Genomic DNA, 22,015 nt, shown 5'->3' with positions numbered 1-22,015 from the left:
CGCTGACTGGGGCGAAGTGTCTTGGCCTGTGGTTCTGTCAGAGGGGGTCACTCCAAGGAAGATGGGCGTCGGTATCCAGCTCTCGGACGCTTGCACGTTTGCGTTTCTTTGTAGCGTGGGCAGTGAAGGCAACAGGAGGTCGGGCAGATGGAGCAGCCGTCCTTGCGGTCTTACCAGAGCTGTACCAGCAGGATGGGTGGTGTTCAATCATTCACCGCCTCAATGGACTGAAGTGGGTGATGTTGTCTTCGAAGATGATGCAGTCACTGGAGGAAGATCCTCAACCGGAGGGGTGCGCACTGTTGGCCTGCCCGATGCATAGCCGAGGTGTGTTCCGGATGGCAAGGTGGCGTGGGGGTAACGGATAGCAACAGCAGCCCGCGCCGCCAAGGAGCCCCGATCGGCGCTAAAGATACGACTGAGCATCCAGCCATTCCTGCTTGGAAGCGGCTGTGCCAGACAAACTTTGCCTTACACTCACCGCAAATTGAGATATGGATTGCCAGTTGTGCAACTCAAGCTGGGCGCGGGAGTGGCACACGGCTCCTGCTCAGGCTCACTTTGCCGGCGCTGCCCAGAATCACCCTGAACCCTCCAGCAACTCCTGGAATACCAGTATTCCAACCCTAATCAGGTCAGAAGGTGCTCAAGCTCGTCCAAGAGAGCCGAGACACGTTCAGCCTCATTCTTGGACAAGGTATGGTGCTCCAGCCGGTACGCCAGTTTTTTGAACCGCTGACTGGGGTTGGAAGGTGCGTCGGCGGGCGCCAACTGTTGAGCCCAAGCTTTGAATTCCTCGCGTGAACGCCAGGGCTGTGGTCCGCTTTGCAAAAAGGTCATAGCTTCGGCTTGTCGTCTGGGCTCCAGCCGCCCCACGGCCACGGCCAGTGAGTACGGCATCCCGGCCCGCACGTGGGTTAGCAGGGGAGGGGACAGGCGGTAGACCGAAAGGCGGTTGATCAGGAACGATTCCCAGGTCATTCCCGCCACGTCCTGAATGACCCGGGCGGCACTCAGGTGACGGGCGTCGTTGAGCTCCAGGCCAGAACGTTTGATGCCGCGCATTTCTTCCAGAAGTCGCCGGACGGCCGCCGCCGGTTCACCCACCAACTGGCACTCCAAGGTGAGAAGCTGCACAACACCTTCGGTCTGCTCAAACAGGTTGACGTCAGCACGTTTTAAATTCTCGTCCAGCAGGGCGCGGATGGCCTGGGTGTCGCTGTACTCCCGCACGATGGCGGGGATGGCAGGATGCCCCAACCGTTTGAAGGCTTCGAGGCGCCGGTGCCCAACCACCACCTCATAGGTTCCCGCTTCGCGGGGCCGAACCGTGATGGGCTGATAGAGCTCCTGGGCCGCAATACTCGCCATCAGGGCCGAGAGCCGCCCCTCGTCCAGTTCGTACCGGTATTGAAAAGGGCTGGGATGAATGTCGCCAACCGGGATCCAGAAGGCGACGACATCTGCCGCTTCGTCCAGAGCGCTGGCGGGCACGCGTTCCAGATGCTCCGTCTGAACCGTAATGGGAGTGGACGACTGGCCGACCTGACTGCGGCGCTCAGCCAACTTGCCCCGCTTACTGGACACGCGTGTCCACCTCCTCCAGCACGCGGCGGAGTTCCTGGGTGCTGCTGCTGCTGGGTTCCGCCAAGACCAGCGGCAGGCCGAGCCGGGGGGCCTGATTGAAGCGCTCGGCCTCACTCACGTAGGTGTCCAGCAGATAGGGCGCCAGCGAGGGCCGGGTTCGGATGGTGTCGCGGATCTCGTTGTGCATGATGGTGCGCGGATTGCCGTAGTTCATGACCAACCCGGCCACCCGCAGGTAGGGATTGAATTCGAGGTACTGCTCGACCAGAATCATCAGCCGTTCCAACCCGTCCAGGCCGAGGTCGGACTTGGCAAAAGGGGAGACGACATAGTGGGCGGCCATCAGGGCATTGCGGGTCAGGGGGCCGAGGTTGGGAGGCGTATCGATCCAGACTTCATCCACATCGACGCCAAGGGTGCCTAGCGCGTCGAGGGCCTCCCGCAGGGCGTACTCGATGGGTTTGGTGCGGTGGAAATTGGCCCGTTCCAGGTCAGCCAGATCATTGTGGGCGGGCACCAGCAGGATCCGGGACAGGGCGTCGTGTTCACCTGCCCCGGGCACGCTCTGCAGCAGGTCCGTCCAGAGGGTATGCCAGCGTTCACGGGAGCCCGGCGCGTTGCGCGGTAGGCGCAGCTCTTCATTAAGCAACTGCACCGTGGTCCGGTCTGGGTCGACGGACATGTTCAGCAGGGTCGCCAGGTGGCCTTGAGGATCCAGATCCAGCAGCAGCACGCGCTTGCCCTGCTGAGCGCGCAAGACCGCCAGATTGGTGGTGAAGGTCGATTTGCCCGCCCCTCCCTTGGCATTGGCAACCACAAAGACGCGGGGGCCACTCACCGCGCCGGTGTACTCCAGCCAGTCGCGTCCACGCACCCGCCACTGGTGACCCACCTTGTAGCCGCGTAGTTCGCCGACCTCCAGTTTCCGGGTCAAGGTTCGTTCGCTCACCTGGAACCCAGCCGCGAGCTCGCGTAACGTGTACATTTTTCCAACGTCAATTTCCACACATTTATCATGACATCTTCGCCGCCTCTGGGCCAAGTGGTGTCCGGTCTGTCAATTTGCGGGGTAAATCAGTGCCGTATGCAGTTCGGCGACTCTCGACAAGTGCCGCTCGTGCCTTGGGGGCGAGCGCTTGGGCTGCAGGAATGTTCTCTGGTGGGTTGAAATCCGGGGGGCAGGGAGCCATGACTTTGGATGGCTACCGGTGAAACGCCCTGGCTCCAGTCTGGTCGCCAGAAGTGGTGAGTTTCACTGCTTGAGGGGGGCGGTCTGAGCAGTGGGCGACCCAGGCGCACCTCAAGGGTACAGATCGCCTCTCCTGTTGATCCTTCAGGCTCAGGCTAGAGCAGGTCTCTCAACTCGACCCCAAGTCCCCGGGCCAGCGCGTCTTGATTGTCGATGCTGATATTGCGAATGCCGCGCTCCACCTGACTGATGTAGCTCCACGTCAGCCCGCTTCTTTCGGCCAGGTCTTCGAGCGTCAGGCCCTGGCGGCGCCGCTCAGCCCTCAACTGGCCAGCAAATTTCAGACGTGAGGCACTGGCTTCTTTGGGCAGCGGAGTCTTGCGGGGACGGGGCATCGCCTCAGCGTCGTCAGATCAAGCCGGCTAAGCCATGCACTCTATATCTTATCACTCTATACCTTATTTTTTGATATACAGTTCAGCAGCTCACACCACAGCCTTTCGGAGTCCATTCGGGCTCTCTGCGGGGCTGCTGCGGAGGACACATGAACTGGAAGCCGCTGACCTTTCCCCTCCTCCTGCTGACCGCTTGCAGTGACAGGAACGCGCCGAGTACCGCCCTCTTTGAACAGGTCATTGAGGCAGATAAGGCCGTGACCCAGGCCGTGTGCCGCGACATCACCACGGGCGTTGACCGCCTGCCAGCCAAGTACCAGCTTGACGCGGATCAGGATTCTTTTTTTCAAGACTATAAAATTCTGGAGAAGAACGGGTACCTGACGATTCGGCAGACCAAAGCCACGGACGTCTTCGGGACAGCCGTAGATGCCTGGGAAGTCGCTCTGACGCCCAAATGGGCCACCGACTTTGACACGCCCAGCGACGGTGAGCGCTGCGTGGGCACCTGGCGAGCACAGAAGGTCAACAGCTTCACGCCCCCCGCAGAGGTGAACGGCGTGCGGGTCAGTGCCGTGACCGTGACGGGAACCCAGAGCTATACCGCTTGGGCCAGCGATCCTGAACTGAGAGCGGTCTTCAATCTTCCCCCCTTGAAAACGACGACGGAGAAAACCTACACGCTGGTGCTCAAGAATGTGGGCTGGGAAGTGGCCGGAGTCAGTGAGTGAGGCGACGTTTTTAACTTGGAGAATCCAAACCGCTGGTGATGTTCATGCTGGGCAATTCAAGTCCAGATTGTTGAGCGCTTGGCCGCGTGGACGCTTCGTGTAACGTTCACGGGTTCGGTCTTGACCGTCTTGCGCAGTCACGGCATGGAAAGGTCACGTTCTGCGAGCAGGACTGCGGCCTCTCAACCCATGGCGTACACGCTCAAGGTCAGTCAAGCAGGCAGCAGGAGTTCAGGCTCTTGAACAATGAGTTCAAGACCGCTCTGGCCAGGAGGGGGTGGACTGCCCTGCGTCCGACCGTAGGGTTGTGGATTCCTCGGGGCGCATGATCAGTCAAGGAACACCGTGAATCAGGGGGCGGTCACCAGTCGAGCCTTGCGGCACCTGCTCGGCAGTGACCCGGCCTGGTCTCGGCGGCTGCAACAAGAACTCCTCACCCCGCCCCTTCGCCTCCCCTCTGTCACCGCAGGTCCCCACCCCTGGCCCGAAACGCCGAGCCCGGCCACTGAGGACGCCGTTCTGGAACTGCTGCGCTGGCAGATCGAGGCGTCCACCGGTCACCCTCAACCCGTCACTGTCCATGCCCTCTCCCTCGGCGCCGCCTCTCCGGCCTGGGGTATCCGGCTTCACGAGCTCGCCCGGCACGTTCAGAACCGGCGTGACCGCTTCCTGGCGCGGCAGGTGTTCACCCCAGAAGACTTGGCCCTCACCCTGCGCTGGACTCTGGATTCGATATTTCCGGATCGGGTTCCCCCCATGAAAAGCTTGGCAAGGCAGGAACAACACTTGGCCTGGTTGCTCGGCGCACCTTGGCCAGACGCGCTGCTCTCGTCAGCCAGTGTGGCCCGCCCTTCGGTAGGCGACATCTTGGTGGACGACTGTGCTGTATTTGTCCGTGTTCAGTGCGGCCTGAAAGTAGAATTGTCCTGGCGACTGGTCTTGGGTGCCGCCGCTCTGGCCACCCTTCACGCCGCCCCGACACACGATCCCGGGAAGATCCGCGTCGGGCTCTGGAGTGTGCCCCATTCGACCTTGCTGACGGTGGGTCTCCTCGACCTCTTTCCAGCAGCGTCTCTCCCCAAACTCCTGCAGACGTTTGGGCCGTGGATCAACCAGACCGACTGGCAAGCGCTTGGACAGGCCCGTTCGTCGGGGCGGTTGCCCGTCGGTCTGCTGCGTCAGCTCCATCCCGTTTTGGCTCTGCAGGTGGTGAACAGTCAAGCCAAAGGGATCGGCGCTCAGCTTCAGCATGACCCCCAGCACAGGAACGCTCCAGCACTTCGCCGGGAGCAGGCCTACCTGTACGAAGTCAAGGCCCGCGCCGCGCGGGTGATGTTGGATCAGGAGGTGCTCCGGCCCGCCCGGCTGGACCGTGGCGCCCTCCTGGTGGTCGGTGAAACCCCAGTGGGGCCGCGCGGCTTTCATCTCCCGCTGAAGCGGTTCGGGCTCTACGCTGCGCAGATTGAAACCGAGGCCAGCAGTCTTCCGGGACGCATTCAGGATGCGGAGGCCGTACTGGCGCAGTCTGACCTGACGCGCGCCCTAGCTCTGTTGACCTGGATCATTGCCAGCAAGCGGATGCCGGACGGGTGATGGCCAGAAGAGATGTCGGTTCCAGCTGTGGGTTGGACGTGCTGAATGACACCGGACGGGCACCTGCAGTGGCAAGACTTCTTTCTAGAGCGGCACGAGCAAAATCATCTGCTGTCCCAGGCCGCCACAGGCGATGGGCAAGGCGGCCCAGCAGCGGATGCTTTAGCGTGACGGGGGGTAAATTCAGCGGAGGGTTGGCATGCCTGAACCCAGCGAAGCGCTACGCTGTGTCCATCCCAGCCCGCGCCCCAGCGGACGGAGAACCTCCCGCATGCCCAAAGACAAGATCCCCAGTTACCACCAAACCCACCCCCCAGATCTGGCCAGTATTGAAGCGCTGAAATTAGAAGGATTACAGCCGGCGGAGGGTCAAACCGTCGCCGCACTGTTCAAGCTCCGGAACGGCGACCGCGAACACCTCTGTGGCCTGTACCGACGAGGAGACGCGGTGCCCCTGCAGGTCAAAAAGCCCACCTGATGGCGGGCGGCAGCCCTGGGCCGCTCGAACTCTTGCGGACCTCGGTCTTGTCGGCAAGTGGATCGGTGTTCTTGCTGTGTGATGTTGCAGCGGGCCGTGGAGAGTACCTGCTGGTGATGGGCGCTTCTCAAGCCCGGGAGCTCCCGAGTGGCCGTCCCGGGGCGGCGACGCCCCTCAGGTGAATGACCTTTGGAACGTCATATTCACCCTGAGCCCGCAGGACGCCCACGGCCTCGTCGAGCGTGATTTTGGCGAAGTGCATCGACAGGCTCCGAACGACCCGGCAGTTCACCCCCCATCTTGGCGAGTACGTGGTGGTGGGCCTGTACCGCTAGATCTGCGCCCCACTGTGTAGGCAGCCCTGCGTTTCTCTCTGGGCAGGCGGCAGTCACGTGGAGTCCCGGCATGCTGTCCCCCACGCGAACTTTCCCATCGGCCAGACCATCGAGATGCCCTCGTACCGGATTGAAGCCTTGTTTAGGAGTCCGTTGCCTTCTCACTCTACGGTGCCTGTCAGCCGTCGTTCTGAGCGTGCAGAACGACGGTCAGACTTGCTGGACACCGGTAGCAGGCCGTATTGAGTGCACCACTTGCTGACGTCACGAGCCTCCCAGTCAACACTGACGGAAAAGCCATAGTCCTAAGACCGGTGGGCACGATAACGGAGGTTGAATTCCTTTTACTCTGGTCAGGCAGTCCTTGCGGGTTCAGAATGAAGTTCCATGCTGACCCTTGATGCCCAGAGTGCTCTCCTCCTCATTGACGTTCAGCAAGGGTTCGACGACCCCATTTGGGGAGAGCGCAACAATCCTCACGCGGAAACGCATATCGCTGCGTTGCTGGCGGCGTGGCGTCATCAGAGCTGGCCCATCTACCATGTGCAGCACGTCTCTGAGTCACCCGACTCGCCGTTGAGACCAGGGCAAGATGGCGTGAACTTCAAGGCCATGGCCGAACCTCATCCCAGTGAGCCTGTGGTTCAAAAACACGTCAACAGCGCGTTCATCGGGACGAACCTGGAAGGGCAGCTGCGAGCAGCAGGCATTTCCAGTTTGGTCATCATCGGACTGACCACCGACCACTGCGTGTCGACTACCACCCGGATGGCGGGCAACCTCGGCTTCCAGGTGCTGCTGCCTGCAGACGCCACGGCCACGTTTGACCGCATGGGGCCGGATGGCCGCCACTACGGAGCGCAGGAGATTCATGACGTGCATCTCGCCAGCCTGAACGGGGAATTTGCCACGGTCACCGAGACGGAGCTGATTCTGGGGGCAATAAGGATGGAGGGGTGACGACTCAGAGCGGTGGAGGGCAGAGAAGCTCCCGCGGTGATGATCCAGCATCCTGAATTCTGACCATGATCAAGAAGGCGTGTCTTGAAGCAAGTTCCAAAGCGGCACGCCGACGCTAGCGGCGATGTCTTCGAGGGTCATGTCGTGGTGGCGTTCTTCTCGGAGGCGTCGTCCGAAGGTGAGTCTGGATTCGGTGGGGGATTGTTTTAGCCATGCTTGAGCCTGGGCAGCAGCAGGATGAGTAGCCATGCAATTAAAGCTATGTCAATTAAAGACATACTGAGTTGGATTATGAACATCCTTCTCTAAAAATGAGTGCACCTGTTTTAAGCGTGAACCTGCTTGAGGCCGGGTGAGATTGTGGCTTGAATACGGCATCCGCTTTTGGCCACGCTTCCTACTGTCTGGGCGTGGCAGTATCGAATGCGACCCAAAATAAACAGGGTGGATGGGCATACTTGGAATGGATTTCCACTTGCTCCTGACACGGATTCGGATCGAAAGCGCCCAAATATGGCGCTTTCGATCCGAGCGGAATGGGTAGGAAAGAGCACGGGTTGCGCGATATGGAGCCGCAGGCGGTGCTGTTCCGACTGTGGCGGAATTACGCAGAGGCCGTGCTACTTTCGCTGCTCATCAGGGTTGGCTGGAAGAGAATCAGCTTTTAGCTTTTTTATCAGGGCGATCACACGCTTAATTCCAGCAACAGTCATTTTCGGCTCAGCCAACGGCTTGGGCACAGGCGTCTTCATGGTCTGATCCTTATAAATGTAATTTATACACATTAGGGGAGGGTATAATGTACAGAACTTGGTGAAGTCTTGGACATTATGCTGACATAGGTGCCGAGACAAGCCGGCGCTCTTCCAACGGCGGTTGAATGCCGTACGTTACGGTACTCAATTCACTTCTTAGGTCGCCAAAATATTGCTCGAGGACACGGTCTGAATAGGCGCGATTAGGTTAAATCTTACACCTTGACCTTTTTGATAGTTTATCTTGGTAGACTTGGTATTTTATATCTTCTTTTAATGCTTTTTAATAATAATCTAGTGAATGTTCTGCCTCTTAGCGGCTTAACTCCTTCAGAATTAAATTTCTCAATAATCTCTTTATTGGTCATGGTTAATGAAAGCTTTCTCAGTGAATCTATAAAACTTTTTTCATATTTTAATTGAGTGAGGGGCATGTGTATAACTGTATTGCGTCCTGAACTCCAAACAATTTCTATTTTATGATCATCCGATTTAGTGATTGTCACTCTTGAAATAAAGCATCTGATTAATTCCTTACGATCTTTATTACTAATAAAATCGCTCGTCCGTATAAAATCTAAATCGTTCAGAATATTTTTCAGGTAGCTCCTCTCCTCTTGCGTAAAATTCTCAGGATCTTTCGCTGTCTCAAAGTCTTCACTGTTCTCAACACTCCTCAATGTTTTTATGCTTGCCTCCCATTCTTTTAGTAGATTTTTTACAATTTCGCTCGAAACTTCTCCGTCTTCAATATTTTCTACCGCATATCTGTAGGCTTTTTCAGCCTTGGTGACCCTATTTTTAGCACCTTTTATAGAATCGTCACGGGTGATACGAGCTTTCGATTTCTCTAACAACAGTACATCTTCAAAATTTTCTACGGCTTCCACATTTAGGATGGTTAATTGTTGTCTTATTTCGTTGAAAATTATATCATTTAACCCATTAACATATAAATCTTTACAGTTTGTATAGCGCGAAGTTTCACTATGGCGGCATTGGTAAAGACTTCTTGATACAGAAAGTTTTCTGGTATAAAGATGTTTTCCACATCCCCCGCATATGACCAAACCTTGCAATAGATTATTTCCTGTTCTGGGAGACCCTGCCGAATATCCGCCAAAATTGTATGTGTTTCCTAAAATCTTCTCTTGGTTAGTCAGGAACTCTTCCCAAGTTATATATCCTTCATGCTTCTTCATATGAAGACTAAACCAGTCCTGACGAACATTTTTTTTGACTGATTTATATACTCTTCCATCTTTTATTCTTTTCTTGATTGTTAGCCTTCCAAAAGAATTTGCCCCCGCGTAAGTTGGGTTCTTTAAAATATTGAAGACTCGTGACCTATAGGGTATAACCCACTCGACTCCTGTTGGGAGTCTGGTTGGTATATATCCAGTTACCCCTCCGCTCTCAGCTACCTCAATTGCCAATCGGCGTGTTACACCAGTTGCAGAGCCCTCTTCCCTAAATAAGCGAAAGATTTTATCTATAGCATCACGAACAGATTTGTCAGGGTCTTTAACTATTAAAGCGCCGATTCTTACATATCCCGTTGGGCATTTTATTTTAAATTCACCAATCGAAGCTAATGCTTTTTTCGCGCTAAAGGATCGCTCATGAAGCATAGAAGAGTCCTGCTTAGCAAAAATCTTATTAATGCCCAGCAGCATTCTGTCGCTTATATTATTTGGATCATATATTCTATTATGGTCGCCCAAAAGCACATTCATCACTTCTGAATACTCAATGACACGCTCCCCATCAACTCCGTTGCGAAAAAGGCGTGTGATTTGAGACGAGAATATGATTCCCACCTCGTCTGCCTCAATCATTCGCAAAATTTTTTCTAGGCCTGGTCTCACACTACCAAACGACGCTGATACTCCTAAATCGTCTTCAATAACGATGATTTGATCTTCCCGCCAGCCAAGTTGGCGGGCTGTGTCATAGAGACTCCTCTGATGCATGGTGCTCCCAATATTGTCTCTCACCTGAATGGGGCTGGATTGACGAACATACACTACGGCGGCTCGTCGCAGATGCTGATCTTGTATTGTCATCTGTACCTTCCTTGGGCGCCTGCTTGAACGCGTATCGCCCGTAACGCCACTATGTCGCTCACCGTGTTCTCCGCCCAGTAGCTTTTTCTTGTCTGTATACACAGGATTTCAATGTCCCACTGGCCAGACCTCATTGCAGAGTTTCTCAAGACGCACAAACCTCCTCTCCACAGCAACACGCTTAACGTGTACCGGTCGGTCTTGCGCCAATTTTTCGTTTGGGTTGGAAGCTCAGGTCATGAACCAAATTCCAAGGGTGTTGCGCTCTATCTTGAAACTCATCCTCACTGGAAGGCTTCTACTCGGCGGCTGCATTCGATTGTGCTCGTCCAGTTTTTTCGTTGGACGCCCTCTCAATTAAGTTGGGCGAACGACATCCCAACGGTTCCCCATCTTCAAGTCACCAGTCATCTGCCTGATCCAGCAGTTATCCAAGGAATATTCTCGCTTATCCCTCCTGAGCAGGAGAGGGACGCTTTGCTGTTTCGCCTAATCTACGCTGCCGGCCTGCGCATCGGAGAGGCCCTTGCTCTGCGTGGCCACCACTTGACACAACAACAGGATGAATACGTTTTACGTTTGGATGGTCGTCAAAGGATAGTGATCCTCACTGACGAGGAGGTTGTCAGACGGTTAAGAGCGCGTCTGGCCCAACTCGACACTCGTGACCAGTTCTTGTTCCAAGCGCGCAAGAACGGTCGCATTTCACCGCTACGTCAACAGAGCATGCACGAGCGCTGGATCACCTACACACGTAAAGCAGGCACAGTATGCTCATTAGAGCAATTGCGACACTTCTATCCTCAAGAACAGGCTGGCCTCTACCCCCCCGATAGGCTCTGCCAAATACTTGGCTACACAAGAGTACATTCTGTTCAGCGCTACTATTCAAGCTCTCTAAATCAAACTGCCAAGGTTATTGAATAGACGATATTTATTCACATCTACCGATTTGGGTCGCTACTTACAACTTCAAGTGTATTTTTTGAGAGTCATTTTTAGAATCTACTCTTTCAAACTCACGAAAACGTGCTCGAAAAACCTTGAGCACCATGTTTCTCCAAAGATGAAGTGCGCGTTGCTGATTCTCTGGAGACAATTGATTTTGTATCGTCCTTTCTTCATATCTTACGAGCTGCTTTTCTTTAGTCACTGCCCCTCCACAAATCGAACCGATATGCTCAGTGGTGTACGAATCTAGTAAAAGAATAGAGCTATCTATCGTTGACCCATTATTCACTAGAAAAGATCCTTAATTAAATTTAGAGTACTTGTCAAAATAATATAGTTCTAATTGAACGGAGTAAGCTAATTTGAGGGCGCAGTCGAAAGAATGGATGCGTCAGAAGTGGTTGTTTAGAGGCTGCAATTCAGGCGGATGCTCTAAGGTGCAAAAGGTAGATGCACGGGAACCTCCACAGCTTGACCTTCACGGATTTCGAACGCCTTGAGCTGAACGGCTTTGCGGCGTTCTCGGGCGGTCAACACCACCAAAGGCCAGATCCGCGTAGAGGAATTGACCCGCCAGTGTGCGTGCTTGATCAAGGCTTCCACACTCCCCTCTGTTGGAGCGGTGAGCAGCTTGTCTGAGTGGGAAAACCACACCCAGCCCAGGTGACGGTACGGGGTATAGCGTTCGAGGGCGTAGCTATAGCCCCGAACGCGTCCTCTTAAGTCCAGCTCATTGGCCAAAGAATCTTCCTTTGGGATATATCGGCCAAGAGGATTGCTGGACAGGATTTCCTGAATCCACACCGAGCTGCCAGAACGGATTCCAATGAGCATCAGATGGGTTCTATGAGGTGTCGATCCGTCACTGATGTCGCGGATCTTGCGCGTGGCCTCCTCCGAGAACAGAATTTGTTCCGTATTCAAGGGGGGGAGCATCTTGTTAAAGGACATCGTTCTATGCGCTGGGACACTCGCGTCCAGAGAACTGGAGTCCCTGCCGTTGCTCTCGCCGGTCGATTGAAACACTCTTGCTTCTCCACCAGTGGCTGACGAAAAGACGCCAAGAAGGGTTCCGAAAGGCTGTTTTCAGAGGCAAGCTGGAAGTGTCTCTCATGCCAAGGCCCTCCTGGCGGCCCTGACTCAGAGTAACACGACTTCAATTGATAAGGCTTCAAGTTATAAATTGGCACTGGTTCCGTCGCCTGAGGGATAAGGAAGCACTTCCTGCATCCTGGGTTGAAGACCCCCGTGCTCTGCGTTGAGCCGTCACGTTCGTCTGCGACTCCAGCGCTCCGGTCAGCACCTTGAGGTTGCTTCAGCAAGGCAGGGGTAGTCCAATTCTCCCTTTGAGCAGCCGTGAACCTTCACTCTGAGGGGGTCTTGGCAGGTGACCGGGGTTTCGGGTCGAGCAGTTCGCCTGGACGAACTTTGAACGCTTTGGCGAGCTTCTCAATGATGTCGATGCCCGTGCTCTGGCGCGCTTGCTCGATCACACCGATCTGGTTGCGGTGCAGGTGGGCCTGAGCGGCCAGATCTTCCTGAGACCACCCCCGTTCCTGCCGCAGTCGGCGCATGTTCTCTGCCAGATGCAGTCGGATACGGGGAGGTTTGTCAGACACGGACGTCATGAGGTGACGCTGGTGCGGGAATGATGGTGAAGGTTGGTGATTCGGGCGTGCAGACTCAGGAACTCTTGAGCGCGTTTCCGCCGTTTGAACCCCTGTTGTTGTCATTCCTGTCGCCGTGTGGATCGATGTTCCTGCAAGGTGATGTTGTTACAGCGGGCTGTAGAGATCACCTCTTGGTGGTCGACATGTGCCAAGCTCGCGATCTCCTGGATCGCGGCTCCGTAGCTACGAAGCTGGTCAGTATGGATGACCTCTGGGACATCGTATTCAACCAGCAGGCGAGTCAAGAAAGTCTTCGCCGCCTCAGTCTTCCGATGCCGCTGGAGGAGGATGTCGAGCACGAACCCGTACTCGTCTACAGCCCACCATAACCAATGCCGGACGCCGTCCACGCTCGTACACACCTCGTCGAGATGCCACCGGGAACCCCGTCGGGGTTCCCGGTGGCGCAAGTCTTCAGTGAAGAGGGGTCCGAACTTGATGCACCATTCGCGCAGGGTGTCGTGACTGACCACGATGCCGCGCCGGTGCAGCACTTCCTGGACGTCCCGGTAGCTCAGGGGGAAGCGGTGGTAGAGCCAGACGGCGTGCTGGATGATGCTCATAGGGAAACGGTGGCGGTACGGCTTGGCATCGGTCACGGACGAGCAGCCTACCCTGATCCGGTTAAGGCAACACAATCGGCTCCATTCGTCTATCAGTTCAGCTTTCTGGGCTGCCTGATCGAGGCGTGTTCGGTTTTGTCAGCCTGCGGCTTGCTGCTTTCCGGCCTACCTTCATGCAACGCCTGCAAGCAGTGAAAGCAGCCCCATCGTGCAGACCGGGCGCAAGCGCAGCATCCATCACATCAATCTTTCCCGGTTCAATCCGTGCGCATCAGGCTTTTTGCAACCGCCCTTTGAGGTCATCGACGAACGCCTGCAGGGTGAGGGTGGCGGCAGCCCGCGCCGCGTCATGCGCCAATTGGGCGGCCTGTAAAGCCCCACTCTGACACTGGGTTTCGAGGGCCGCCCGCTCGGCTGGGGTCAGCACCTTATGCAGCAGCAGCCGTAAGGTCTGCTGGGCCGCCCGCCACTGCGCTTCAGGGGGAAGCGCCACTTGAACGGCCAGCCGGGCGTCAGGTTCCTGCTGGGCCTCGGCCTCGCTGTGGGCCAACTCCTGCCGGGCGCGCTGCTCCTGCTGCTGGGGAGCCGGTTTCTCCCCCCCTTCCGGCAACACGTACTTGTCGGGATTCGAGATCACGTCGGCGATAAAACCCGGTGGATTCCGGGGCGCTTTGCCCTGACGGCGCAGCAACTCAGCGTACGCAATGGCCTGCTCAACCCGCTGCGGGTACGCGCTGGCGAGCTGCACCGCCCGCGGCGCACTGATGCGCTGCTCCCGCAGGAGCTGCACCAGGGCGGGATCAGGTTCAGACTCTTGCCGGAACAGGTAAGTCAGGTGCTGGTTTTGCCCCCGGCCCGTGACGGTGATGTCGGTCAGGTAACCCACGGCCCGCAACTCCTCATGGGCGGCGTCCAGCGCACGCATTACTTTACTAGGCCGCTCCTCGCGGATGCCGCAGGCTTCCCGCCACTCCATCAGGGGCACGCTCAGGCTTCTCAGCCGGGTGCCGTCGTCGGCGTAGCGGTGGGCCTCAGCCAGCCTGTAGAGGGCCCGGGCATGCGGCTGCTCGAGGTGAGTCAGCACTTCACGGCGCAGGGCGTGCGTATACCCCGCCCGGATGCTGGACGCCAGGTGAGCCGGGCGTCCGGCAGCAGTTCGGGCAATTCTGGCGTTTCCTGATCCCAGTAGCGGAGCTCCTCAAACAGCCGGAAGGCGGCGTTAAAGCGGATGGGCCGCCCGAGGGGATCGACCCAGCCCTCCCGGACGATGAACCCGGTGGCCCAAATGCGCAGCAGCCCCTCACGCATGCGGTGAAAGGCCCGTCCGTTTTTGGTCATCAGCGACGCTTCCCGCAGCGCATTGGGGGTGGTATGCAGCCAGTTGTCTTCCGGAGAGCCCTGGGCAATGAAGAGCTGCTCGACGCCCAGCATCAAATCCGTGTCGGCCCCGTGGGGACGGCCCCGCGTGCCTTCGCCGTGCACATGCACCGACCGGCCCCCGACCTGAAACTGGCTTTCCCACGCTGTTTCCACCGGCAAACGGGTCTGTACCGAGAAGAACCCGAGGCGGTCCAGATTCCGTTCGGTCAGCAGTTGGGGGGGTGGGAGGGGGCGTTTTCGCTGCATGATGTTTGTTCTTTTGTTAAAAGATATAAAAGAACAACAACAAGGGCAAGGGGGTTGTGCGTGCTGGTGCGGGTTTTTCGGTCAAAATGGCCCAAAGGTATCCCACATTCAGGGGCAAACGGCCCAAAAGTATCCCACGGTTGCTTCCTAAACGGCCCAAAGCTATCCCAACTGGAGGTGGCCGGGATCAACAATCCTCTTAAAGGCGTTGGAGACAGCGTACAGGCCCAATCGGCCCAAAAGTATCCCATCACGAACGGCCCAAAAGTATCCCCGCAACGGCCCAAAAGTATCCCGTTTTAAATGTCCGTGTGGCACAGCCTTTTAAGTCAACGGCCCAAAAGTATCCCAAGGTTAAAAGCAAGAAACGGGGGTCAGACGCAGAAGAATGGGGGGTGCAACGGCCCAAAGGTATCCCATAGATTCAAGGGGTCGAGGACGAGTGGGAGGCGGGGCACCGAACAGCAACTTGAGGCCACCCACCTGTGTCTGGTTCTCGGTGCCGGGATTTCACCAGATAACCTTAAGGCAGCGGGGGCAACGTACGAGTTCTGGCAAAGCTGATGACACCGAATCGAGTTAACTAGGAGGATGCTCTGTTGTCCGCCCTGCAGCCGTTGATCGCACTGGTTTTTTGATGGTTTCGCCGGTGTGCTATGACCGCTCCACCCCTCCGAGCTGATTTCTCCGTGGTTCTGGCGACGCTGCCCCTCGAGACCTTCGGCACGTTGCTAGGCATTGTTGGGCAGCTTATAAGCGCTGACGCGCTCCACGTGAGCTTGGCGGTCCGCCCGGTACCAGGCGCCGAGATCACGTGGCACAGAATGTGGGCAAATCCCGACTCGTGCTCGACATCCTGCTTCACCGGCACCGAGAGACCGAGGCCGCGAAGACCTTTTCAACCAGACTGCTGGGTGAATACGACGTCCCAGAGGTCATGCACACTGATTAACTCCGGAGTTACGGAGCAGCCATCCGGGAGCTCCCGAGCTTGCGAGGCGTCGATCACCAGCAAGTGATCTCCACGGCCCGGTGCAACAACCTTGCCTTGCAAGAACACCGATCCACTCGACGACATGAGCGAAGTCATCAGGGGTTGGGGCAGCGAAAACGCGCTCAAGAGTTCCTAAATTTGCACGCCCGCATCACGAATCTCCACCATCATTCCCGAACGAGCGTTTCCGCCTCGACCAGAAGAAGCAATCAGCAACGAGCATTCCAGACATGGTCAGCCGTCGTAATGGGTGTAGCCTGAATCTCACGCTACACCCACCCTCCCCATACCCAGCCCCGAATTAAGGCACCACAACCCCCAGGAGACCCCATGACGCAATCCACCCCTGCCTAGCCGTCCCTCCCGATCTCTACCGTTTGCGGGACGCGCGCCACTCCCAGATCAGAACAGCGATCGGAATGACATGCAGGCGCAGCAGGTTGGCCACGATGACGTCGGAGGCCGAAGCGTTGAAGCCCCAGCTCCAGAACAGCAGCAGCAGCGAGACGAAGAGGGCACCGGGTCGCCACCCCACCAACCAAAAGATGGGGAGCAGGAGCAAGGGCAAGATCACCAGGCCGCCCAGAGCCAGGATGAAGACCACGGCCCCCAGCCCGTCCATCAGGGTCTTGCCGCTGAAGAGCAGGCTTGAGAAGAACCACACCCCAGGCAGGAGGCAGACCACCGTTCCCAACACACGCAACCACAGGGGCATTCCCAGTGGGCGAGGAGGCGGGGATGGGTCAGGCCAGGGCATCAGGCAAGATACGCGCCCGCTGACGGCTTCGCTGGGCGAATTGCCCAACAGTCCACTCAGGAGAGTCCATGACCGAACCCATCCCTGCCGAGCCGCCTTTCATTCCCGACACTTACCGCCTGCTGGCGGTGTTCAATCTGATTCCACTCAAGAGCCTGATCGCATTAGAATTCGCCGAGCTGCGCCAGGCAGGCGACTCGCTGGAGATCAGTGATGCTCACCGCGCCCTACTCCGCCGCTTATCCAACGAAGGCCGGATCCGGTGGGTGGAGTAGGGCCCAGACGGGCAGGGTTACATCTTGACGGAGAGTGGCAATCTCGCCCTAGACGCCTACCACCTGAGGTACGGTCCGGCACATGCCCGGCGGCGCAAGCTGGCTGAGCAGGAAGCCTAGGACACGCTTTGAGCCAGCTCTCTCTGGCCCGTCTCACGGCCCGCGAGCGCCGCGAGATCAACCTGGTCGCGCAGGCCATCCATGAGCGGGAGGTCATCCCGGATCGCCTGAAAGGGGAGACCGACAAAAGAAGACGGAAGCGAATTGCCGGATCACTGAGGCCGGGCGCATAGTAGGTCTGGCCAGCGGCGGCGTGACGCTGCTGGAGAAGAGATCAAGCACGGCCGTCAGGCCTAGGGAGATGCGCCCGAAGCCTGCCGGTTGCTGCACGCCGGACGGGTGGCCAAAGCCCAGGTGATGGCCGCCCACGCGCTCGGCCACCGGGTGGCCAGTCGTCAACTCGACCAGCAGGCCCGCCAGAACGTCGGCCGAGACTTCCGGAGTGAGATTTTCAGTGTGTGCGAGTCCCTGGATAATGCGGCAGAGCGGGGCTCATTCCGGCAGAGGTCCTTCCGGCTGATTCTGGTCTGGCGTGGGGATGGCACGCGGCTGATCGTCGCCAACACGAGGGAGCTGGAGATCCTGACGGGCATGGACGTGGGCGAAGAGGGCTGGAATGATCTGGCCGCCTGAATCCATGAGCATTCCAATCCGGAAGGTTTGGCCCGCAGAGGTCGCCCGGCTGCTGATCCGGCCTCAGGGAGCGGGACGAGCTCGACATGCCCCTGCTCCGAGCATGTGTCCGCGACCACTCTCTGGGGCTGGTGCGTGCGCCGCGCCACGGTGTACGGCACCGCTGCAATGCTTCTACACAGACCGTTCTCGTGTTCGGCGCAGTTACTCCCCTGAGCGCCTCGATGACGCGGGTGAGCGGCGCTCATTGACGAAAAGCTGCATGAGATGCCACAACTCCTCGACCGTGCTCATCGATAACAGCGCTGTGGGCCTGATCTGGCGTGCGTAGCCTTCGAAGCTTCCCCGTAGGATCCAGCGGCCCTCCTCGGTCCAGCACGTGACGTGGATGCCGTTGGCTTCGAGCGCCGTAATGGTGGGGCGGGCCGGCGCAGGCAACAGCGCCAGGGCTTGGTCCCTCGGAACTTGTGAGGACGTCATTCCTTAGCCTGCTCGTTTCCCGCCCGAGACATTGCAACGTTTGCCCTGAGCATTGCCACCAGCCCGACCCACACCCCCAGGAGGTGAATTGCCCGATGCCGAAGCAACCATCCCAGGTCGCCAAGACCACATCCAAGCCGAAGCGCAAGCCGGGCAAGGTCACCCCCGCAGCATCCGCCGTGCCCAAGGTTAAAACGGCTTACCAGCACGCCCTCTCTGACCTGATCCCCAAGCAGGCCAAGTTTGTCCGCTTCTACGTGCAGGAACCGAACGCCACCAAAGCGGCCAAAGACGCAGTCTACAGCGAGCCGACCGCCTACGCCATCGGTGCCGAGAACCTCTGACAACCTCAGATTGCCCTTGCCGTGGAACTGGGCTTCGAACAAATCATGGGCAAGCACGGGGTGCGCTCCCGAACTGCCAAGGTCGCCGCAGCCAGTTACGAAGACCTCCTGACCATCGAGCGCGTGCCCTACACCGAAACTGTGGTGATGGACGCCGAAGCGGCCGTCGAGCTGCTGACCGACATCGTGGCCGACCTCAGCGAAGAACTCGACCGCGCGACCGAGGAGCGTTCCGAGTGGATCGCCAAAGAAATCAAGCGCTTTAAACGGTGAGAGCGCAAATGCCACCGCGCTATCGAAAAAGCCGGGGATGAGGGTGAGACCCCGGAAGTCGGAGTCGATGTCGAGCACGAAGAGCGCGTCGTCGTTCGGATTGACCTGGAGAAAGCCAGTCGCGCCGGCAAACTGCACTTGATCAAAAAGCTCAAGGAAACGAAATTTGGGCTGGAAGTCGAGCTGCACCCTGCCGAACATCGCGGCTGGCACTCAACTGCGCGTGGCTTGGTTGGGGGGCACCGTGCAAGACGCAGCGGCCCTCGGGTACCGGGCGAGTCGAGGGCCCACACCGGTGCCGATCTGGCTGAAGGAGGACGGGAAGGTTCGAACTTGGACCTACACCGATAGGCGACAGGAAATTTCGTCTCGCTGCGAGGGCGGCGGCGCTCACTCCGTGACGACCACGGGTGTAGGGGTGTGGACGTGGAATGGCGACGCCGAAAACCAGTGCTTTCCCCCTCCGCCTTGGTCACACTGCAGTACCCGGACAGGACGCACAGCTGTGAAGAGTCCCGGTGTCCTCCAGCCGAGCGCTTCCGCCCACAGTTGACCAGCCAGGGCAAGAGGCAAGCTCAAAAAATGAGGCTGAAGGAACCAGGCGAGCCTTCGGGGACGCCGGTGATGTCGATGCGAGTGCGCCATTCGCAGACACCGCCCTCTCGCACGAGCGGCAGGTGGGGTGCCCGCCCGCGCTGGATGTCCCGCGCTAGGGCGGCGAGGTGGGACGCGGCCTGAGCCGCCGAGCGCCGTCCGATCCGGAGGGCCACCCACACGTCGATGAAGATTCGGCGGAGCTGAATCACCTCCGCTTGACGTTCGGGCGTGGGCTGTTGCCTGACCTCATCGATCGCCAAAGCCAAGAGGCGACACCACCAGTCAGCGGGTGCTCGCACCGAGAAACCAGTGATCCGCCTCTTGCACCTCTGTGTCGTGGACGACAACATCTCTGACCTGATGTTGACTGAAGAGGACTTGGCCACCTTCAGTGATCAAGTCCAGTCGAGCACGAAGCCGTACTCGTCCAGCGCCATCCATAACCAGTACCAGTGCCGAACTCCATCGACAGTCGTAGAAACTTCGTCCAGATATCATCGGGAACCCTCCCGGGGTTCCCGATGGTACAGCTCTTCTGCCTATAGAGGGCTGTACTTGATGCACTACTTGCGGACGGTTCGTGGCTGATCTCCACACCGCGCTGGTGCATCAATTCCTAAACATCCCGGTGGCTGAGAGGAAAGCGGGGGTAGAGCGAGACAGCTTACTGGATGATTGTCACCTTGAATCGGTGGCGATCGGACTGTGATGTGGTCACGGGGGTTCAGCCTATCCCCATCCCGGGTAAGGCACCACAACCTCTGTTATACACTTGGCCGCTTATTTGTCTTGGCCCAGCGCAAAGCCCTTGGAAAACTGCTCTTGAAGCGCCGTAAACACCACCATTGGGGGAACAATCGCCAGAATGGCCCCAGCCATCACCACGCCCCAACTGCTTTGACCTTCAGTGTCAATCAGTTTGCTGAGGCCCACTTGAATCACCTGTTTGCCCTCGGACTGCATGATGATCAGGGGCCAGAGATATTGATCCCAAGCCGAGACAAACTGAATCACGGCGAGCGCGCCGATCGTGTTCCAACTCATGGGAATGAGGATCCGGCTTAAAAAGGTCAGTGGCCCGGCGCCGTCGATTCGGGCCGCGTCTGACAAGCTGGCCGGGATATTCATAAAATGCTGGCGAAACAGTAGCGTTCCAGTGGCTGAGGCCAGAAAGGGCACGATGATGGCAGCGTAAGAGTTGCCCCAGTGCAGCCCACCTGACACTAAATCAAACAGCGCCACCACCAGCAATTCGGTGGGCAGTGCCAATGTAAACAGTACGGCGGCGAACAGCAGGCTTTTGAGGGGGAAGCGGAAATAGACGAAGGCGAGGGCGGCCAGCAGCGACAGCACCGTTTTACCAAAGGTGACACACACCGCAACGATGGCGCTGTTGACCATGTATTGGCCCAGCCCCGCTCCCTCCCACGCGACACGGGCATTGTCCAGAAAATGCCGGCCTACGGCCAAGCTTGGCCCAACCACCTGCGCTCCGGCCTGAGTGGCTTTGATCAGGGCAAACAACAGCGGCGAGGCGATCAGCAACACCGCCACACTCAGGATCAGGTGCGTGAGCAGCGCTCCTCGGCGGCGTTTGGAGAACTTAAGCGCCATAGTGAACCTTGCGGTTGCCGTACCGGAACTGCAAGACCACGATGCAGACGACCAGCATCAGCATCAGCACCGCCTGCGAAGCGGCGGCCCCACTCCTAAAGTTACGGAAGCCGTCTTGGTAGAGCTGATACATCAGGAAGGTGGTGATCCCTGTTTGGCCGTACACGGGGCCGCCACGAGTCAAGATGTCCACCAACCCGAAGCTGTCGAACAGCGCCGAAACGATGTTGGTAAACACCAGAAAGAAGGTCATGGGCGAGAGAAGCGGAAACACCACCCGCCAGAAGCTTTGCCAGCCGTTCGCACCGTCAATCTCGGCCGCTTCGGTCAGTTCTTTGGGCACGGTCTGAATGGCCGCCAGATAGAACACGATGTTGTACCCCAGCCCCTTCCAGACGGTGGCTGCCACCACTAACCCGAAGGCCAGAACAGGATTGTCCAGCCACCTAGGTTTGAGATCGAAGAGGTTGCCGAGCAGCGCGTTGACGGCCCCGACCTCCGGATTGAACAAAAACAGCCACAGCGTCCCGGCGATAGCAGGCGACAAGGCATACGGATAGATCAGCATCAGGCGGTAAAACTTGGCTCCCGCAATGGGTTTGCTGGCCAACCACGCCAGTCCCAAGGCGATAATCAACCCCAAGGAGACCACCAGCGCCATAAACACCAGCGTTTGTAGGATGACTTGGTGGTAGACCGGACTCCTCAGCAGGGTGACGAAATTCTCTACTCCCACGAACTGCTCGTTGCCAATCACAATGTTTGCCCGGAACACGCTCAGGCGCAGGGTACTCAGGGCGGGGTAATACGAAAAGACGGCCAGCACGATCAGGCTGGGCAACAGCAGCAACCAGGGCAGCCAGCGGCCCCGAAACACAGCGTGACTGGCCCCAGCGTGCTGAGGTGAATCTGTGGCGGCATTTTTAGCAGGTTTTCGGGTAGGTTGAACGAGACTCAAAAGCGGTTCCTCCTCGCTAGAAACGGGCTGGAGAGGTGTGGCTCAAGCGCTTTTCGGTCAAGCGCACACGGCATTGGAAAACCGGGTGAGACAGAATCAGTCAGCGGAAGTGAAGTTCACCAGCAGCGCTG

Annotated in this window: 23 protein-coding genes and 2 pseudogenes; 10 read left to right on the top strand and 15 right to left on the bottom strand. The window is 57.8% G+C overall.

Annotated elements, in window-relative coordinates; all coding sequences use genetic code 11:
• Positions 1-630 precede the first annotated feature (630 nt).
• The 3 genes from E7T06_RS11415 to E7T06_RS11405 form a co-directional block, all read right to left on the bottom strand.
• On the bottom strand, positions 631-1,587 hold the full coding sequence (locus tag E7T06_RS11415; protein WP_168733496.1) for a ParB/RepB/Spo0J family partition protein: 957 nt from the start codon (positions 1,585-1,587) through the stop codon (positions 631-633).
• Positions 1,577-2,521, bottom strand: coding sequence for a ParA family protein (locus tag E7T06_RS11410; RefSeq protein ID WP_168733495.1), 945 nt, complete (start codon positions 2,519-2,521; stop codon positions 1,577-1,579). Before E7T06_RS11410 ends, E7T06_RS11415 begins: the two co-directional genes overlap by 11 nt.
• Positions 2,522-2,931: 410 nt before the next feature.
• Complete coding sequence (locus E7T06_RS11405) at positions 2,932-3,171, bottom strand: helix-turn-helix transcriptional regulator (protein ID WP_136365911.1); 240 nt, start codon at positions 3,169-3,171, stop codon at positions 2,932-2,934.
• Positions 3,172-3,320: 149 nt separating this feature from the next.
• Between E7T06_RS11405 and E7T06_RS11400 the strand changes: the two genes are divergently transcribed.
• From E7T06_RS11400 to E7T06_RS11385, 4 genes are all read left to right on the top strand, one after another.
• Complete coding sequence (locus E7T06_RS11400; RefSeq protein ID WP_136365910.1) at positions 3,321-3,902, top strand: hypothetical protein; 582 nt, start codon at positions 3,321-3,323, stop codon at positions 3,900-3,902.
• Between the two features lie 345 nt (positions 3,903-4,247).
• Positions 4,248-5,495 carry a hypothetical protein gene (locus tag E7T06_RS11395; protein ID WP_240741007.1) on the top strand — a complete coding sequence of 416 codons (1,248 nt, stop codon included), beginning with the start codon at positions 4,248-4,250 and terminating at the stop codon, positions 5,493-5,495.
• Between the two features lie 199 nt (positions 5,496-5,694).
• Positions 5,695-5,973 (top strand): hypothetical protein, encoded by a 279-nt coding sequence (locus E7T06_RS11390; protein WP_240741006.1) that lies wholly within the window; start codon positions 5,695-5,697, stop codon positions 5,971-5,973.
• Positions 5,974-6,695: 722 nt separating this feature from the next.
• A complete protein-coding gene (locus E7T06_RS11385) occupies positions 6,696-7,268 on the top strand; it encodes a cysteine hydrolase family protein (RefSeq protein WP_136365909.1) in 573 nt (190 codons plus the stop codon).
• A gap of 69 nt (positions 7,269-7,337) precedes the next feature.
• On the opposite strand, the gene E7T06_RS11380 is transcribed toward E7T06_RS11385, so the two are convergent.
• The 3 genes from E7T06_RS11380 to E7T06_RS11375 all read right to left on the bottom strand — a co-directional run bounded on the left by E7T06_RS11380 (position 7,338) and on the right by E7T06_RS11375 (position 10,089).
• Positions 7,338-7,517 carry a hypothetical protein gene (locus E7T06_RS11380; RefSeq protein WP_136365908.1) on the bottom strand — a complete coding sequence of 60 codons (180 nt, stop codon included), beginning with the start codon at positions 7,515-7,517 and terminating at the stop codon, positions 7,338-7,340.
• Positions 7,518-7,888: 371 nt separating this feature from the next.
• The gene (locus E7T06_RS22080) at positions 7,889-8,020 is read right to left on the bottom strand and encodes a hypothetical protein (protein WP_276605569.1); all 132 of its coding nucleotides are present in this window, start codon (positions 8,018-8,020) and stop codon (positions 7,889-7,891) included.
• Positions 8,021-8,262: 242 nt separating this feature from the next.
• Positions 8,263-10,089, bottom strand: a complete 1,827-nt coding sequence (locus E7T06_RS11375; protein ID WP_136365907.1) for a recombinase family protein — start codon at positions 10,087-10,089, stop codon at positions 8,263-8,265.
• A 111-nt stretch (positions 10,090-10,200) separates the two neighbouring features.
• Between E7T06_RS11375 and E7T06_RS11370 the strand changes: the two genes are divergently transcribed.
• The gene (locus E7T06_RS11370; RefSeq protein WP_136365906.1) at positions 10,201-11,016 is read left to right on the top strand and encodes a tyrosine-type recombinase/integrase; all 816 of its coding nucleotides are present in this window, start codon (positions 10,201-10,203) and stop codon (positions 11,014-11,016) included.
• Positions 11,017-11,472: 456 nt separating this feature from the next.
• Here E7T06_RS11370 and E7T06_RS11365 read toward each other — a convergent pair whose 3' ends face one another.
• From E7T06_RS11365 to E7T06_RS11345, 5 genes and pseudogenes are all read right to left on the bottom strand, one after another.
• Complete coding sequence (locus E7T06_RS11365) at positions 11,473-11,964, bottom strand: hypothetical protein (protein ID WP_136365905.1); 492 nt, start codon at positions 11,962-11,964, stop codon at positions 11,473-11,475.
• A 440-nt stretch (positions 11,965-12,404) separates the two neighbouring features.
• Positions 12,405-12,668: a helix-turn-helix transcriptional regulator gene (locus E7T06_RS11360; RefSeq protein ID WP_136365904.1), complete on the bottom strand. Its 264-nt coding sequence runs from the start codon at positions 12,666-12,668 to the stop codon at positions 12,405-12,407.
• A pseudogene (locus E7T06_RS11355) lies at positions 12,665-13,309 on the bottom strand (IS6 family transposase). The gene E7T06_RS11360 and the pseudogene E7T06_RS11355 overlap by 4 nt, the downstream one beginning before the upstream one ends.
• Positions 13,310-13,544: 235 nt before the next feature.
• Positions 13,545-14,357 (bottom strand): hypothetical protein, encoded by an 813-nt coding sequence (locus E7T06_RS11350; RefSeq protein ID WP_136365903.1) that lies wholly within the window; start codon positions 14,355-14,357, stop codon positions 13,545-13,547.
• The gene (locus tag E7T06_RS11345; RefSeq protein WP_136365902.1) at positions 14,351-14,899 is read right to left on the bottom strand and encodes a replication initiator protein A; all 549 of its coding nucleotides are present in this window, start codon (positions 14,897-14,899) and stop codon (positions 14,351-14,353) included. The genes E7T06_RS11350 and E7T06_RS11345 overlap by 7 nt, the downstream gene beginning before the upstream one ends.
• Before the next feature lie 844 nt (positions 14,900-15,743).
• Between E7T06_RS11345 and E7T06_RS21775 the strand changes: the two are divergent.
• Positions 15,744-16,154: pseudogene (locus E7T06_RS21775) on the top strand (DDE-type integrase/transposase/recombinase); the annotation flags it as partial.
• Positions 16,155-16,263: 109 nt separating this feature from the next.
• On the opposite strand, the gene E7T06_RS11340 reads toward E7T06_RS21775, so the two are convergent.
• The gene (locus tag E7T06_RS11340) at positions 16,264-16,590 is read right to left on the bottom strand and encodes a hypothetical protein (RefSeq protein WP_136365901.1); all 327 of its coding nucleotides are present in this window, start codon (positions 16,588-16,590) and stop codon (positions 16,264-16,266) included.
• A 128-nt stretch (positions 16,591-16,718) separates the two neighbouring features.
• On the opposite strand from E7T06_RS11340, the gene E7T06_RS11335 reads away from it, so the two are divergent.
• From E7T06_RS11335 to E7T06_RS11320, 4 genes are all read left to right on the top strand, one after another.
• Positions 16,719-16,925: a hypothetical protein gene (locus tag E7T06_RS11335; RefSeq protein WP_136365900.1), complete on the top strand. Its 207-nt coding sequence runs from the start codon at positions 16,719-16,721 to the stop codon at positions 16,923-16,925.
• 381 nt (positions 16,926-17,306) lie between these two features.
• On the top strand, positions 17,307-17,618 hold the full coding sequence (locus tag E7T06_RS11330) for a hypothetical protein (protein WP_136365899.1): 312 nt from the start codon (positions 17,307-17,309) through the stop codon (positions 17,616-17,618).
• A gap of 575 nt (positions 17,619-18,193) precedes the next feature.
• Complete coding sequence (locus E7T06_RS11325; protein WP_136365898.1) at positions 18,194-18,442, top strand: terminase small subunit; 249 nt, start codon at positions 18,194-18,196, stop codon at positions 18,440-18,442.
• A gap of 21 nt (positions 18,443-18,463) precedes the next feature.
• The gene (locus E7T06_RS11320) at positions 18,464-18,715 is read left to right on the top strand and encodes a hypothetical protein (protein WP_136365897.1); all 252 of its coding nucleotides are present in this window, start codon (positions 18,464-18,466) and stop codon (positions 18,713-18,715) included.
• Positions 18,716-19,290: 575 nt separating this feature from the next.
• On the opposite strand, the gene E7T06_RS11315 is transcribed toward E7T06_RS11320, so the two are convergent.
• The 3 genes from E7T06_RS11315 to E7T06_RS11305 form a co-directional block, all read right to left on the bottom strand.
• Positions 19,291-19,572 (bottom strand): hypothetical protein, encoded by a 282-nt coding sequence (locus E7T06_RS11315; protein WP_136365896.1) that lies wholly within the window; start codon positions 19,570-19,572, stop codon positions 19,291-19,293.
• A 520-nt stretch (positions 19,573-20,092) separates the two neighbouring features.
• Positions 20,093-20,926 (bottom strand): carbohydrate ABC transporter permease, encoded by an 834-nt coding sequence (locus E7T06_RS11310; protein WP_136365895.1) that lies wholly within the window; start codon positions 20,924-20,926, stop codon positions 20,093-20,095.
• Entirely contained in the window at positions 20,916-21,884 is a 969-nt protein-coding gene (locus tag E7T06_RS11305; RefSeq protein WP_205750905.1) for a sugar ABC transporter permease, read from the bottom strand. The genes E7T06_RS11310 and E7T06_RS11305 overlap by 11 nt, the downstream gene beginning before the upstream one ends.
• Positions 21,885-22,015 lie beyond the last annotated feature (131 nt).

Source organism: Deinococcus sp. Arct2-2 (assembly GCF_004801315.1).
In the GTDB taxonomy this organism is placed as follows: domain Bacteria; phylum Deinococcota; class Deinococci; order Deinococcales; family Deinococcaceae; genus Deinococcus.
Note: the sequence above shows the minus strand (reverse complement) of the source record. Positions and strands in the feature narration are given on the sequence as shown.

Coding starts and splice junctions, on each gene's coding strand:
- E7T06_RS11375 (WP_136365907.1), bottom strand. CDS start 10,089: ATGACAATACAAGATCAGCATCTGCGACGAGCCGCCGTAGTGTATGTT.
- E7T06_RS11380 (WP_136365908.1), bottom strand. CDS start 7,517: ATGGCTACTCATCCTGCTGCTGCCCAGGCTCAAGCATGGCTAAAACAA.
- E7T06_RS11370 (WP_136365906.1), top strand. CDS start 10,201: ATGTCCCACTGGCCAGACCTCATTGCAGAGTTTCTCAAGACGCACAAA.
- E7T06_RS22080 (WP_276605569.1), bottom strand. CDS start 8,020: ATGAAGACGCCTGTGCCCAAGCCGTTGGCTGAGCCGAAAATGACTGTT.
- E7T06_RS11400 (WP_136365910.1), top strand. CDS start 3,321: ATGAACTGGAAGCCGCTGACCTTTCCCCTCCTCCTGCTGACCGCTTGC.
- E7T06_RS11325 (WP_136365898.1), top strand. CDS start 18,194: ATGCCGAAGCAACCATCCCAGGTCGCCAAGACCACATCCAAGCCGAAG.
- E7T06_RS11360 (WP_136365904.1), bottom strand. CDS start 12,668: ATGACGTCCGTGTCTGACAAACCTCCCCGTATCCGACTGCATCTGGCA.
- E7T06_RS11405 (WP_136365911.1), bottom strand. CDS start 3,171: ATGCCCCGTCCCCGCAAGACTCCGCTGCCCAAAGAAGCCAGTGCCTCA.
- E7T06_RS11345 (WP_136365902.1), bottom strand. CDS start 14,899: ATGCAGCGAAAACGCCCCCTCCCACCCCCCCAACTGCTGACCGAACGG.
- E7T06_RS11335 (WP_136365900.1), top strand. CDS start 16,719: ATGACCGAACCCATCCCTGCCGAGCCGCCTTTCATTCCCGACACTTAC.
- E7T06_RS11310 (WP_136365895.1), bottom strand. CDS start 20,926: ATGGCGCTTAAGTTCTCCAAACGCCGCCGAGGAGCGCTGCTCACGCAC.
- E7T06_RS11385 (WP_136365909.1), top strand. CDS start 6,696: ATGCTGACCCTTGATGCCCAGAGTGCTCTCCTCCTCATTGACGTTCAG.
- E7T06_RS11390 (WP_240741006.1), top strand. CDS start 5,695: ATGCCTGAACCCAGCGAAGCGCTACGCTGTGTCCATCCCAGCCCGCGC.